The organism is Pigmentiphaga litoralis (assembly GCF_014651835.1).
GTDB lineage: Bacteria > Pseudomonadota > Gammaproteobacteria > Burkholderiales > Burkholderiaceae_B > Pigmentiphaga > Pigmentiphaga litoralis.
This window is the reverse complement of the sequence record NZ_BMXQ01000001.1, coordinates 2,025,066-2,037,946: the sequence shown is the minus strand read 5'-3', so window position 1 is coordinate 2,037,946 and position 12,881 is coordinate 2,025,066. Positions and strand designations below refer to the sequence as shown.

General features: G+C 64.6%; 12 protein-coding genes and 1 tRNA gene. 9 read left to right on the top strand and 4 right to left on the bottom strand.

Annotation, left to right across the window (positions count from 1 at the left end; translation table 11 throughout):
* Positions 1-62: 62 nt before the first annotated feature.
* Complete coding sequence (locus IE116_RS09180; protein WP_189611752.1) at positions 63-317, top strand: hypothetical protein; 255 nt, start codon at positions 63-65, stop codon at positions 315-317.
* Positions 318-341: 24 nt separating this feature from the next.
* Here the strand turns inward: IE116_RS09180 and IE116_RS09175 are convergent, their stop codons facing one another.
* On the bottom strand, positions 342-800 hold the full coding sequence (locus tag IE116_RS09175; RefSeq protein WP_189611750.1) for a hypothetical protein: 459 nt from the start codon (positions 798-800) through the stop codon (positions 342-344).
* 133 nt (positions 801-933) lie between these two features.
* Here IE116_RS09175 and IE116_RS09170 point away from each other — a divergent pair, with 133 nt between their 5' ends.
* Entirely contained in the window at positions 934-1,212 is a 279-nt protein-coding gene (locus IE116_RS09170; protein ID WP_189611748.1) for a hypothetical protein, read from the top strand.
* A 28-nt stretch (positions 1,213-1,240) separates the two neighbouring features.
* On the opposite strand, the gene IE116_RS09165 is transcribed toward IE116_RS09170, so the two are convergent.
* Complete coding sequence (locus tag IE116_RS09165; protein ID WP_189611746.1) at positions 1,241-1,588, bottom strand: hypothetical protein; 348 nt, start codon at positions 1,586-1,588, stop codon at positions 1,241-1,243.
* 111 nt (positions 1,589-1,699) lie between these two features.
* Here IE116_RS09165 and IE116_RS09160 point away from each other — a divergent pair, with 111 nt between their 5' ends.
* Both IE116_RS09160 and IE116_RS09155 read left to right on the top strand, forming a co-directional pair.
* Complete coding sequence (locus IE116_RS09160) at positions 1,700-2,089, top strand: hypothetical protein (RefSeq protein WP_189611744.1); 390 nt, start codon at positions 1,700-1,702, stop codon at positions 2,087-2,089.
* 207 nt (positions 2,090-2,296) lie between these two features.
* Positions 2,297-3,934: a tannase/feruloyl esterase family alpha/beta hydrolase gene (locus tag IE116_RS09155; RefSeq protein ID WP_189611742.1), complete on the top strand. Its 1,638-nt coding sequence runs from the start codon at positions 2,297-2,299 to the stop codon at positions 3,932-3,934.
* A gap of 325 nt (positions 3,935-4,259) precedes the next feature.
* Here IE116_RS09155 and IE116_RS09150 read toward each other — a convergent pair whose 3' ends face one another.
* Entirely contained in the window at positions 4,260-5,183 is a 924-nt protein-coding gene (locus IE116_RS09150; RefSeq protein WP_189611740.1) for a LysR family transcriptional regulator, read from the bottom strand.
* Between the two features lie 152 nt (positions 5,184-5,335).
* On the opposite strand from IE116_RS09150, the gene IE116_RS09145 reads away from it, so the two are divergent.
* The 5 genes from IE116_RS09145 to IE116_RS09125 all read left to right on the top strand — a co-directional run bounded on the left by IE116_RS09145 (position 5,336) and on the right by IE116_RS09125 (position 12,693).
* Positions 5,336-7,396 (top strand): 3-hydroxyacyl-CoA dehydrogenase NAD-binding domain-containing protein, encoded by a 2,061-nt coding sequence (locus tag IE116_RS09145; RefSeq protein WP_189611737.1) that lies wholly within the window; start codon positions 5,336-5,338, stop codon positions 7,394-7,396.
* 8 nt (positions 7,397-7,404) lie between these two features.
* Complete coding sequence (locus IE116_RS09140) at positions 7,405-8,055, top strand: Fic family protein (protein WP_189611734.1); 651 nt, start codon at positions 7,405-7,407, stop codon at positions 8,053-8,055.
* 72 nt (positions 8,056-8,127) lie between these two features.
* Complete coding sequence (locus IE116_RS09135; RefSeq protein WP_189611732.1) at positions 8,128-9,108, top strand: quinone oxidoreductase family protein; 981 nt, start codon at positions 8,128-8,130, stop codon at positions 9,106-9,108.
* 98 nt (positions 9,109-9,206) lie between these two features.
* Positions 9,207-10,151 (top strand): aromatic alcohol reductase, encoded by a 945-nt coding sequence (locus tag IE116_RS09130; RefSeq protein WP_189611730.1) that lies wholly within the window; start codon positions 9,207-9,209, stop codon positions 10,149-10,151.
* A 175-nt stretch (positions 10,152-10,326) separates the two neighbouring features.
* Positions 10,327-12,693, top strand: a complete 2,367-nt coding sequence (locus tag IE116_RS09125; protein WP_189611728.1) for a hybrid sensor histidine kinase/response regulator — start codon at positions 10,327-10,329, stop codon at positions 12,691-12,693.
* 70 nt (positions 12,694-12,763) lie between these two features.
* On the opposite strand, the gene IE116_RS09120 is transcribed toward IE116_RS09125, so the two are convergent.
* A tRNA-Ile gene (locus IE116_RS09120) sits at positions 12,764-12,842 on the bottom strand.
* Positions 12,843-12,881: the final 39 nt, after the last annotated feature.

Genomic DNA, 12,881 nt, shown 5'->3' with positions numbered 1-12,881 from the left:
GAGCGCGCATGGCGCCGCGTTTCCCGGCGATGACCGCCCTCGATGGGCAGGAAGGAGACACCATGACAACGCGCTTCATCGGCGGACCATTGCACGGTCAATCGACCGCCGACTATTTCCGGCCCGAGCTCGACACATTCAGCGCCACGCACGACGCCGACGCCCGCTACCGGCGGGCCATCTTCGAGACTCGCGAAGCAGGCGCGTCAGCGCCCGATCTGCACACGTTCTATGTTCATGTAGGCATGGAGCCTGCCGAGGCACAGCGCCTGATGGCGGCCATGGCAGACGAAGAAAGCGCCGCTACCGTCAAATAGCACGGCAACGGCGCGGACCGAAGGCTAGTCGAAGCGTTCGATGAAGGCGACCACCAACTGCGCGAAGCGATCGGCGTGCAGGTCTTCATCGAATGCCGAAAAGCTGGCCTCCAGCGACAGTTCGCCACTCTCGCCCACGCCATGGCAGATATCGAAGATGACATCGATATGGGCGCCTTGCGTCAGGTAGATCTTGAGGGTGTGAAAAATCGGCGCCTCGGGGACAGGCGGGTGTTGGCGTCCAACGCGCAGCTGGATCTTCTTGCGGGTGGCCCCGCGCTCGCTGGCCGCGCGCAGCTCGCAGGCATAGCCGTCGTCAGTCAGGCTTTGCGAGGCGATCTCGAGCACGCCCTTCACATAGCCCAACGCAGGTTCGAATCGGCCCACGCTGCGAGCAAGGCGGCCCTTGCCGATGTCGCTTGCGCGACTGCGGCGGCGGATGACCAAGGCGCGCATTTTTGCGGTTTCGGCGTCAAGGTCCATGGCATTCAACCTTCGATGTCAGAGGTCCAGTGTATCTCCCTGGCGGCCTCATGCTGTGGCGCCACATGCAACAAAACCCGCTGCCAACGCGGCACGCCGTTTGCTCAGAGGGCAGGACATCAAGGAGACTGCCATGCCCATTTCTGCTCTGCCTTCATTGCGTCGTATCGGCGTTGTCGGCGCCACCGTGTCTTGCCTTGCCATTGCAGGCCTGTCGCTGTCGGGCTGTGATCGTGGGAAGGAAACGTCCTTGCCCGCCGCCATGGATCCGGCGGTGCGGCCATCGGGTCAAGCGGCCCCCGGCGCTGCCGGCGAGAACCTGCCCGGTGCTGCCAGCGCATCAGGCATGCCGTCCAATCCGCCTACTGGCGGAGATCCGGTACCGGGCGCAGCCAGCCCGACGCAGCGGTGACGCCGTCGATACGCCGCAGCGCCGGGTCTCACTCGACCAGCGTGCCTTCATCCCAATGCCGGTCGTAGTGCACCCGCGCCAGCATCGCAGCGCGAAAGCCGGCGCCCTCGGGCCAGGTCACTCGCACATGGTCACCCGCATCTTCAAGCAGGCAGCACCCGGCGGCGACGATGGCGCCGCGCGGGACTGCACACGCCCGTGTCGCCACGCCGCCGCGGGGTTTGCTCGAGGCGCTGCCGCTGCGGGCCACCCCCGCAGGCGGGGCCAGACGCGCAGGGCTTAAAGCATGACGCCACGTACTTAGGCTGATGAGCAGACTTTCAATCCGTTGCACGATGACCGGATGGATCAGTCCACGGAAAATGCGAGCATTCACTGCGCAGTCACGTCATACTTGGCCGGCACATGGCAGGCCGACCCCTGCCAGCGCGAGATGCATCGGCCGCGACGCCGATGCCTGAAGAACCCATCTCGAGGTGGACGAGCGATGAACATGCTGGTCGACGAATTGGCAGCACTGAGTTCCGGGCAACGGCCGTCGGAATTTCCCTTGTGGCATCGCTCGCGCTACGCCGGTCTGGAACGCATTCGCGGATGCCTGCGGACACTGGCCATGGGCGGACATCATGATGCCTTGCTCGGCTTTGTTGCCGGGGCCGATCAGGCCGAATATGCGGCCCAGTTGCTGTCCGCGGAAGGCCTTGCCTTCACCCTGATGCCCAACGGGCCGACGGGCCTGCTGCATGTTCGCTGGAGCGAGCCGCCGACCCGCAACCGCATGGCCGTCACGCCCACATCACTGCTGCAGCGCCAGCCGGATGTGATGGTGGATGTGTTCTGGAATCTCAAGACGTCGCGGGCGGCGTCGGGCGGGTAGGGCGCCCCTTGCGGCAATGCCCCTAGAGATCGCAGATCACGCTTGTGCTTATTCACGTCATAAGTTAGAAAGCTAATGAAATCGCGGATGTGCATCACGCGCGTCCCACTTCGCATGGCAGTGAACCACCCGAGAGTATCCAACCACCCCGCACCATCACGTTCGGTATCTGCTCCACCAATGAGAGCGGGCCGGCAGGAGACCGCCTTGACCATCACCCACCCCATCAAGCCGTTGGCACGTCACGTGTCCATGGCGATCGCGCTTGCGCTGACCGTTGCCGCGTGCGGCGGCGACGACGATGACGACCCGCCCGTCAGCCCCGTCCAGCCGACGGCGGCGCAGAGCTGTACGTCGTTGCAGACGCTCAAGACCAGCGAATTCGAGGTGACCGGCGTGACCACCACGCTGGTCAATGCAAGCACCACGGCGCCGTTCACGGTGCCGACCTCGACCAGTACGGTCACGACGCCGTTCTGCCGGGTCGAAGGCACGGCCAAGTCCAATGCAGCGTCGAACATCAAGTTCGAGCTGTGGCTGCCGGTCAAGGAACGGTGGAACGGCAAGTTCGCGGGCACGGCGTCGGGCGGATCGGCCGGCAGCATCAGCTACGGCACGCTGGCCGCCCACTACCGGCTCGACTATGCCAGCATCGCGCATGACAACGGCCACGTCAGCACGGGCTTCGACCAGAGCTGGGCGTACGATCCCGCCACCAAGAGCCTGAAGATGGAGCAGATCGTGGACTGGGCGTCACGCGCGCAGCACGTGGTGACGGTGGTTGGCAAACAGATGACGGCCGCCTTCTATGCCAGCGCGCCCAAGTACGCGTACTACAACGGCTGCTCGCAAAGCGGCCACCACGGCATGATGGAAGTGCAGCGCTACCCCGATGACTACGATGGCGTGATTGCAGGCGCGCACACCAGCGACTGGACGACCAACATGGCGTCGCAGGCGTGGGTGGCCTACAAGCAGTTCGAGAACAATGGCGCGGGCGCCATCACCAAGGCGCAGTATGCCGAGGTCAACAAAGCCGTGCTGGCCAAGTGCGATGGCAAGCCGGGCATCGATCACCTGGCCGACGGGGTGCTGGACGATCCCCGCCTGTGCACCTTCGATCCGGCCGAGGTGCAATGCACCGGTGCCGTGGGCGAGGCGGCCACCTGCCTGAAGCCGACCCAGGTGACGGCGCTGCGCGCGATGTACCAGGGCCACAAGACGCCGTCGGGCGACACGGTGGCGGTGCCGTATCCGGTGGGTCTGGAAACAGGCACCTTCTGGCCGACCAACCTGACGACGCCCACCGCGCCGCAAGGCAGCTGGGCCGACTACATCCGTTATCCGCTGTTCGTGAATCCGAACTATGACTTTGCGACCTTCAACTTCGATCTGGACCCGCTGACCGCGCGCGCCAAGCTGCGCCCGATCTATGACGCGTTCGAAACGAACCTGAAGCCCTTCCAGAACCGCAACGGGAAGCTGCTGATGTATCACGGCTGGGCCGATTCGCTGATCAGCCCGATCCTGAGCATCGACTACTGGAACGCCATTCGCACGACGATGGGTGCCGGCGAGGTCGACAAGTTCGCGCGGCTGTACATGATCCCGGGTGTGGATCATTGCACGGGCGGCACGGGCACCGGCAACTTCAGCATGATGGACGCGCTGGCGAACTGGGTCGAGAAGGGCGTCGCGCCTGATGGAACCACGGCGGCCAACACCGTGGTGGCCAGCGGGACGGATGGACGTACGCGTCCGCTGTGCCCGTACCCACAAATCGCCCGATACAAGGGCACGGGAGACGTAAAGGTCGCAGCGAACTTCAGTTGCCAGGCGCCTTGATGCGGGCGTAATGCGGTGTGTCGCGGCGCATGCCCCGACCTGCCGTGCCTTGTACTGAAGGATGACACTGACAGGACGCCGAGGGTAAGCGGCGTCCTGTTCGTTTTTACACGGATCAACCGGTCAGCTTGTATGTGACGCTGGAAACGGTGTTCTCGAACTTCTACCAATTTTCGCCGCAAGATCCTGGAGACCCGGGCGCTGCAGGAAACCCGGATGGTGCCGGCCGCGTTCCGCCCGGCGCAGGCCTATCGCCTGGTCGAGCCGCTGACCGATTTCGGGCACAACCTGTTCTAGACGGCTCCGCGTTCAGAGAGCCGAACGGTCAGCTGCGTGGCTGGCCGCTGGTCGGCAAGGCCCGCCACGCCGCCGCCTTGGCCACCACAAAATCAATCAGGGTTCGCGCGGCTTGCGTCTGGTAGCGATCGGGCATGCGCAGCAGGAACATCCGCGTCCCGAAGACACTGAATCGCCAGGGGTCCAGCACGTTCACGACCCGGCCATCCACGATGTCTTGCGCGATCGTGTAGTCGGGCAGCAGGCCCAGGCCCAGTCCGGCCAGCACGGCTTCGCGCAGGAACACGAAATTTTCGGAGGCCAGACTGGGTGACAGCGTCAGCTCGCGTCGTTCTGTGCCCAGGTAGGCCGATACCTTCAGGCTGCGGCCCGTCACGGCGGACGTGATCACAGGCGCGGCCTGCAAGGCCTCCAGCGTGTCGGGCAGCCCGTGCTCGGCGGCGTAGGCCACCGATGCGCACACGACGTGACGCATCTGCGCCAGTTCGATTGCCACCATCTGCTGCGGCGGATCGGACATCACCCGCACGGCGATGTCGACTTCATCGCGCAGCAGGTCGTCGATCTTGTTGTCGAACACCAGGTCCAGCGTAATGTTGGGATAGGTGCGCTTGAATTCGATCAACCACCCGGACATCACCATATAGCCAAAGCCCGTTGGCATGCTCATGCGAACCGAGCCGTGCAAGCCCTTGCCCAGGGTGGCGACCGACTCCTGCGCGGCCCGCAGTTCGTCGCGGATCACGCGCCCATGCTGATAGAGTTTCAGGCCCATTTCGGTGGGTTCGATACGCCGCGTGGTGCGGCGTATCAGCTGGACGCCTGTCTGCTTTTCCAGTTGCGCCAGGTGGTAGCTGACATTGGCGCGGCTGATCTTCAGGCGGCGGGCCGCCAGACTCAGGTTGCCCGCTTCGATGATGTCGACTAGCAGGGCCAGGGCATGCGCGTCCATTGCCGCACCATTGTTCAAAGTTATTTGACAGTATGTTAAACGGCGTCTGGATTGTCCAGCGGGATTGAAGAATCCATAATGGCGGTACAAGAAGCCAGACACCCGGCCGCGCAGTGCGCGCCCGGCGACAACAATTCCGGAGATCCCTGTCCATGTTCACGAATCGCGGCGGCGTGGCCGTCATCACGCTAGCTCATCCCCCCGTCAACAGCCTGGGCGCCGACCTGCGGCGCGCCATCGTCGATGCGCTGGACGCAGCCCAGCAGGACCCCGAAATCGTTGGCGTCGTGCTGACTGGCAACGCCAAGGTCTTCAGCGCCGGCGCCGACGTGACCGAATTCGGCACCCCGCGCCAGATGCAGGAACCCATCCTGCCCACGGTGATTGCGCGCATCGAATCCAGCGCCAAGCCCGTGGTCGCGGCGATCGGCGGCATGGCGCTGGGTGGCGGCTTCGAACTGGCCCTGGCTTGCCACGGCCGCGTAGCGCTGTCCACGGCGCGCGTCGGCCTTCCCGAAATCACGCTGGGCCTGATCCCGGGCGCGGGTGGCACGCAGCGTCTGCCGCGGCTGACGAGCCTGGAGCAGGCTGCCGCCATGATGCTGGACGGCCGCCCGCGAACGGCCGCTGAACTGGCGCGCGGCACGCTGTTCAATGCCGTGGTCGAACATGACGAGGTCGGCGCCGCCTGCCGCGTCGCGCAGGAACTGGCCGCGTCCGGAACGGCGTTGCCCAAGGCGCGCGACCGCACGCTGGACGCCGACACCGTCAACGCTTTCGTCGACGCGCAGCGTGCCGCCTTGTCGTCCAAGCAGAAGATGCAGCCCGCCTATGGCGCCTTGCTCGATGCCATCGCGGCCACCTCGCGTGCGCTCGACGAAGGCCTGCAGACCGAACGCGCGACCTTCCTGTCCCTGGTCTCGACTCCCGCCGCGCAAGCCCTGCGTTATCAATTCAAGGTGGAACGCGAAGCATCGCGCCTGCCCGACGCCGGGTCGCCAGCCCAAGGACAAAGCCCTCGCGCCCTCACCACCATCGCGGTCATCGGGGCCGGCACGATGGGGTCCGGCATTGCGATTGCGCTGCTCGACGCCAAGCTGGACGTGATCCTGCTCGAACAGGATCCCGATGCGCTGGCGCGGGGCCAGGCCCGCATCCTTGACCATTACACGTCGCGCGCCAAGTCCGGCAAGATGTCCGAGCAGGATGCCCGCACGCGCAGCGAACGGCTCACGGCGACCCTGGACTGGGCCGCCCTGAGCGAGGCCGACCTCGTCATCGAAGCCGTGTTCGAAGAGATCGGCGTCAAGCAGGAAGTCTTCAAGAAAATCGATGCCCACGCCCGCCCCGGCGCGGTGCTGGCCACCAACACGTCCTATCTCGACGTCGACGTCATCGCCGCGGCCACCTCGCGTCCGCAAGACGTCCTGGGCCTGCACTTCTTCAGTCCGGCCAACATCATGAAGCTGCTCGAAGTCGTTCGCGGCGCGCATACCGCGCCCGACGTCATGGCCGCCGGCATGGCTCTGGGCAAGAAGCTCGGCAAGGTCGCCGTACCCACCGGCAACGCCTTCGGATTCATCGGCAACCGCGTGTACAACGCCTACCGCCGCGAATGTGAATTCATGCTGGAAGACGGCGCCTGGCCCGAAGAGGTCGACCAGGCGCTCACGTCCATAGGCTTCGCCATGGGCCCCTTCGCCGTCGCCGACCTGTCCGGACTGGACATCGCCTGGCGCATGCGCAAGGCCCAGGCCCCCACCCGCGACCCGCGCACCCGCTACGTCGACATCCTCGACAAGCTGTGCGAAGCCGGCCGGCTCGGCCGCAAGGCGGACGCCGGCTACTACACCTACACCGACGGCAAGCAGTCGCGCCAGACCGACGACGTCGTCCGCGCTCTGATCACCGACGCGCGCCAACGCCGCGGCCATGCCGTGCGCCCCCTGACCGCCGAAGAAATCCGCCGCCGGGCCTTGCTGGCCATGGTGAACGAAGCCGCGCTGCTGGTCGCCGAAGGCGTCGCCAGCCGCCCGAGCGACGTGGATGTGGTGATGGTGCAAGGCTATGGCTTCCCGCGCTGGGAAGGGGGTCCGGTGCATTGGGCAAAGCAGCAGGATCGCGTCCAGTTGTTGAAGGATCTGGAGCAGCAGGTCAGTGCGGCGGGGTTTGGCAGTGCGATGGGGGATGTGGGGAAGTTGCTGGGGGACTAGCGGCAGGCATGGACAGGATCCTGTTCACGATTGCATCTGCGCACCATCGCATGGCCTGGACGCATCCGTTCGAAGACGGCAACGGACGCGCCGTGCGTCTCCAGACCCATTGCGCGCTATTGCCGATCAGCGCCGGACTGTGGTCGGCCAATCGTGGGTTGGCGCGCAATCGCGACCAGTATTACGCCATGCTTGCCGGAGCCGACGCGCCGAGGCAGGGTGACCTTGACGGCAGGGGAAATCTGAGCGAAAGACAGCTCTGGGCATGGTGCAAGTGGTTTGCCGAGCTTTGCGAAGATCAGGTCAATTTCATGTCCGCCATGATGGACCTCCACACGCTGCGGGATCGTATTGCTGCCTATGTGGTTGTAAAGGGCCGAGCCGAAGGCATCAAGGAATATCGCGAAGAATGCATTCTTGCCCTGCAAACCGTGGCGACGAGCGGCGCGGTGTCTCGCGGCGATTTTGTGCGTATGACCGGCTTGGGTGAGCGAACGGGCCGGGCCGCTTTGTCGAGGTTTCTCAAGGACGGATTGTTGCGTCCAGCGGGTGACGCGCAGCACCACCGTTCGTACGTTGGAATCGGCTTTCCGATTTCTTCGCTGAACGTCCTGTTCCCGAATCTGTATCCCGAGGCGGCCACTGCAGCCATCGACTGAGTCGCTGCTGGCGTCCGTTGGCCGCTCGGATATGATGGTCGGCACCTACCCAACAACGACCGGAGACCTTCGATGACCCCTTCCCGACGCGTAAAGATTGAAGCATTCGGCGGCCCCGACGTCATGCAGATCGAAACGGTGGACCTGCCAGCTCCCGCACCCGGTCAGGTCTTGATCCGGAATACGGTTGTCGGCTTCAACTATATCGACGTCTATCAGCGCAAGGGCGTCTACCCCTTGCCCTTGCCGACGGGGCTGGGGCATGAAGCGGCAGCCATCGTCGAGGCCGTGGGGGAGGGGGTATCGGATCTTGCACCCGGTGATCGCGTCGTCTACATGAATGCAGGCCTGGGCGCGTATGCGGATCGCCGCAATGTGCCCGCCGACCGGCTGGTCACGATCCCGCCGGTCGTGACCGACGAACAGGCCGCCTCGTTGTTCTTCAAAGGACTGACGGCCCAGTACCTGGTCAAGAAAACGTACGCGATCCAGGCAGGCGACATCGTGCTTGTTCACGCGGCGGCGGGGGGTGTCGGGCAGATCCTGTGCCGCTGGGCCAAGGCGCTTGGCGCCTTCGTGATCGGTACGGCCGGTTCACCAGACAAGTGCGAGCAGGCGCGTGCGGCGGGCTGCGACGTGGCCATCGATTACACGAACGACGATTGGCCGGCGCAGGTGCTTGCCGCGTCCGGCGGCAAGAAGGCGCGCGTCGTGTACGACTCGGTCGGCAAGGACACCTTCATGAAGTCGCTGGATTGCGTCGCGCCGTTCGGCATGGTGGTCGTGTTCGGGGCGGCATCGGGTCCGATCGGGCCGATCGATCCGGAACTGTTGAACAAGAAGGGCTGCCTGTTCCTGACGCGGCCGTCGGTGTTTCCGCACAATGCCGACGTGGCCACCTTTCGTGCGAACGCCAGGGATCTGTTCGATGCCATTGCGGCGGGGCATGTCGACGTGACCGTCGGCGCGCGGTTCGCGCTGGATGACGTCGCCAAGGCGCACGCCGCGGCCGAGGCACGATCGGTCAAGGGCGCGATCCTCATCATTCCCTGATCGCGCCGTAGCGCCTTCGTCAGCTGGTATCACATGTGTGCCTTATTTCGTTGGGAATGCGCCGGGCCTATCCTCCTCGTCCTTTCAAGGAGCCAGCAATGCCCGATACAAAATCCAAGAGTAACGCCACGCTTATCATGGGCGCAGGCGAGCTCGGCATGTCCATGTTGCACGCACTGAATGCGCAGCGCACGGCCCGGGACGGGTCCGTGAGCGTGCTGCTGCGCCCGACAGGGTCGGCGCGCGACTCCACCGCACAGCAAGGCACGCTCGACGCCCTGCGCGACATGGGTGTCGACGTCGTCAACGCCGATCTGGCCGCCGACACCGACGAGGCGCTGGCCGCGATTTTTTCCCGTTACGCCACGGTGATCTGCTGCACCGGCTTTGTTGCCGGCCCGGGCACCCAACGCAAGATCACGTCGGCCGTGCTGAAGGCCGGCGTCGACCGCTACGTGCCGTGGCAGTTCGGGGTCGACTATGACGTGGTGGGGCGCGGCAGCGGGCAAGAGGTGTTCGACGAACAATCCGACGTGCGTGACATGTTGCGCGCGCAGTCGCGCACGCATTGGGTCATCGTGTCGACCGGCATGTTCACAAGCTTTTTATTTGAGCCGGCGTTTGGCGTCGTTGATCTGCAGAATGCGCGGGTGCATGCGCTGGGAAGCTGGGACCACCGGCTGACCGTCACGACGCCAGAGGACATCGGCCGGTTGACCATCGCCATCCTGAAGCATGAGCCGCGGGTCGATGATCGCGTCGTGTTCGTTGCGGGTGACACGGTCACCTATCGCGAACTGGCGGACAAGGTGGAGCAGCATCTTGGAAAGCCAGTGGAGCGCGTGCTGTGGGCCATGGAGACGCTCAAGGCGGAGCTTGCGCGGCATCCCGACGATGGCATGCGGAAATACCACCTGGCGTTTGCGCGCCCTACCGGCGTGGCGTGGGACACATCGAGCACGTTCAATGTCGAGCAGGGTATGGATGTCGTCGATGTTGAAAGGTGGCTGCAGCAGCACCGCGCAAACGCATCAAGGAAATGAGAATCGAGGTGGATCGATCCAGATGGACGGATTCGGTTGTATTACTGCATAAATACGACAGTGGCCGGCCCCAGCGGCACGAACGCGCAAAACGTCGTTGTAGAACTAGTCCTCCCGAGTAATACTCGCCCCGGCGAGCGGATTCGTGACGTTTCGAAGCGCATACGCTGCGTTCGTGCTTATCGAATTCTCAGGGGTGCTGCTGTTGTTCAAAGCCATTTACCAGACGCATCCACCGCAGTTGCGGTTTCTGTTGTTCATGCTGGTGGCCGCCGGGTTGCTGCCGCTGGCCTTGCTGGGGGTGTGGAGCGTCAACGCGGTCTACGAACAACAGCAAAACGATCTGCGTCGTGGAACCCTGGATCTGTCCCGGGCGCTGTCCTCGGCCGTCAACGCCGAAATCGAAAGCAGTGTGGCGGCGCTGGAAACCTTGTCCTACCACCCGGCGCTGGCGGCCGGCAGGTACGAGGAGTTCCATTCGGTCGCACGCAACGCCGCGATGGCACGGCCGTACTGGGTATCGGTCATTCTGTCGGACGCGTCCGGCCAACCGGTGTTCCGATCCAGCCGGCCCTTCGGCTCCGTCGACCCCGGTGTCTATGACCCCGACAGCATGAAAAGAGTGCTGGAAGAAAAGCGTCCGCTTGCTGGCATGGCGCGCGAAGGGAGTGCGGGGACGGCAGCCATTCCGGTACGCGTGCCCGTCATGGTGGGCGGCGAGATGCGCTACGTCATTACCGCCGCTCTGAAGCTTGATCGCATCGATGACATTCTTGCCCGCCAGAACGTGCCCGACGGATGGGCGATCTCTGTCGCCGATTCCGGTTTCCAACGCGTGGCGCGGTCGCGTGACCGCGAGCAATTCGTGGGCAAGCGCCTATCCGAGTCGTTCCAGCGCGACCTCAGCAATGCCAAGACCGAAGGAATCAGCGTCACGCCGAACGCCGCGGGTGTCGAGTCCATCGTGGGGTTCACCAAGCTGCCGCGCTGGGGCCTGTCGGTCATTGTCGGGGCTCCGACCTCGTCCTTGCACAACGTCGTGTCGACGGCGCTGTACGTGTATGCGACAACGCTGGCGCTGTCACTGCTCGTATGCCTGCTGGTGGCGAAGACCATCGCGCGGCGCATTGTCGGCGGCATCGCGACGCTGCAGATGCATGCCCGCGACCTGGGTCAGGGCCGCGCGGTCAAGGCGCAGTCATGTGGCATCGCGGAATTCGACCAGCTGTCAAAATCCCTTGAAACGGCCTCGATGGAGCGTCTGGCGGTAGAAGGGCACCGCCGGGTGCTGGTGGACAACCTGGACCGGTCCCTGCGTTCGATACGCGCCGCGATGGAACAGGCCCGCGAAGCATCGGCCGCCAAAGATCACTTCCTGGCGGTATTGGGCCATGAACTGCGCAACCCCCTGGCGCCGATCGTTTCCACGCTGGATCTGATGGACATCCAGGGCAAGGAAGTCTATCGGCGCGAACGGCAGATCCTGCGCAGGCAGGCCACCCACCTGCATCACCTGGTCGACGATCTGCTGGACGTCTCACGCATCGTCCAGGGCAAGCTGACCGTGGAAAAACAGCCCGTCCTGCTGAACGTCGTCGTGGCGCGGGCGCACGAAGCCATCGCTTCCACGGTGCCCAACCGGGTAGCGCCATTCTCGCTGGTGCTGCCCCCGGACGAGATCTGGGTGCATGGCGATGAGGAGCGCTTGACGCAGCTCGTCGTGAACCTGTTGATCAATGCCGTGCGCAGTTCGGCCGAGGCGTCGATATCCGTGAGCCTGTCGGCCACCGCGTCGGCGGCCATGATCACGGTGTCGGACCAGGGCGTCGGCATGACCCCCGACACATTGGCCAAAGTCTTTACGCTGTTCTACCAGGCGCCGCAATCCATTGCGCGTTCCGCTGGCGGGCTGGGCCTTGGCTTGTCGATCGCCCGCAGCATCGTCCACCTGCACGAAGGCCACATCACTGCCAGCAGCGATGGCCTGGGCCTCGGCGCCAAGTTCCGCATCGACCTGCCGCTGCTGGTCCGATCGAATGTGCCGCCGCAGGCTGATTCGCATCGGCAGGCAGCGCTGCCCTCGCGCAGCGCGTCGCCACCCGAACGATTTTCATCCCCCGTCACGCCCTCGCGCATTCTGGTCATCGACGACAACGTCGACGCCGCCACCACGATTGCGGAGGCGCTGTCCGCATCCGGCCATGAAGTGCGCGTGCGGCACACGGCCAGCGAATGCCTGTCCATCCTCCCGACCTACCTGCCCGACGTCGCGCTGCTGGATATCGGCCTGCCCGACATGGATGGCCTGAACCTCGCGCAGCTGATTCGCGCAAGCGGCCAGTTCCCGAATCTTGTCCTGATCGCCATCACGGGTTACGGACAGCGGGAAGACGTCGAACGCGCCATGCACGCCGGCTTCGACCAGCACATGACCAAACCGGTACCGATCGGGGAGCTGCTGGCACGCGTGGATGCCCTGCAGCAGCTGCGGGGAAGGTCCGAGCAGGCGGTGCCGGCGGATGACTGGCTGCCGCCGGTGTGAGCGCGATGGCCAAAGCGGCGGTCCAGACGTAGAAAAGGGGTTACGCCAACGCGTAACCCCTTTCGTTTTCTGGTGGGCCCTCTGTGAGTCGAACACAGCACCAACGGATTATGAGTCCGCTGCTCTAACCAGGCATGAGCTAAGGGCCCGAGGCCGAGATTCTACACCGACTCGGCAAGGCGCCGACG

Coding starts and splice junctions, on each gene's coding strand:
- IE116_RS09180 (WP_189611752.1), top strand. CDS start 63: ATGACAACGCGCTTCATCGGCGGACCATTGCACGGTCAATCGACCGCC.
- IE116_RS09175 (WP_189611750.1), bottom strand. CDS start 800: ATGGACCTTGACGCCGAAACCGCAAAAATGCGCGCCTTGGTCATCCGC.
- IE116_RS09170 (WP_189611748.1), top strand. CDS start 934: ATGCCCATTTCTGCTCTGCCTTCATTGCGTCGTATCGGCGTTGTCGGC.
- IE116_RS09160 (WP_189611744.1), top strand. CDS start 1,700: ATGAACATGCTGGTCGACGAATTGGCAGCACTGAGTTCCGGGCAACGG.
- IE116_RS09150 (WP_189611740.1), bottom strand. CDS start 5,183: ATGGACGCGCATGCCCTGGCCCTGCTAGTCGACATCATCGAAGCGGGC.
- IE116_RS09145 (WP_189611737.1), top strand. CDS start 5,336: ATGTTCACGAATCGCGGCGGCGTGGCCGTCATCACGCTAGCTCATCCC.
- IE116_RS09140 (WP_189611734.1), top strand. CDS start 7,405: ATGGACAGGATCCTGTTCACGATTGCATCTGCGCACCATCGCATGGCC.
- IE116_RS09135 (WP_189611732.1), top strand. CDS start 8,128: ATGACCCCTTCCCGACGCGTAAAGATTGAAGCATTCGGCGGCCCCGAC.
- IE116_RS09130 (WP_189611730.1), top strand. CDS start 9,207: ATGCCCGATACAAAATCCAAGAGTAACGCCACGCTTATCATGGGCGCA.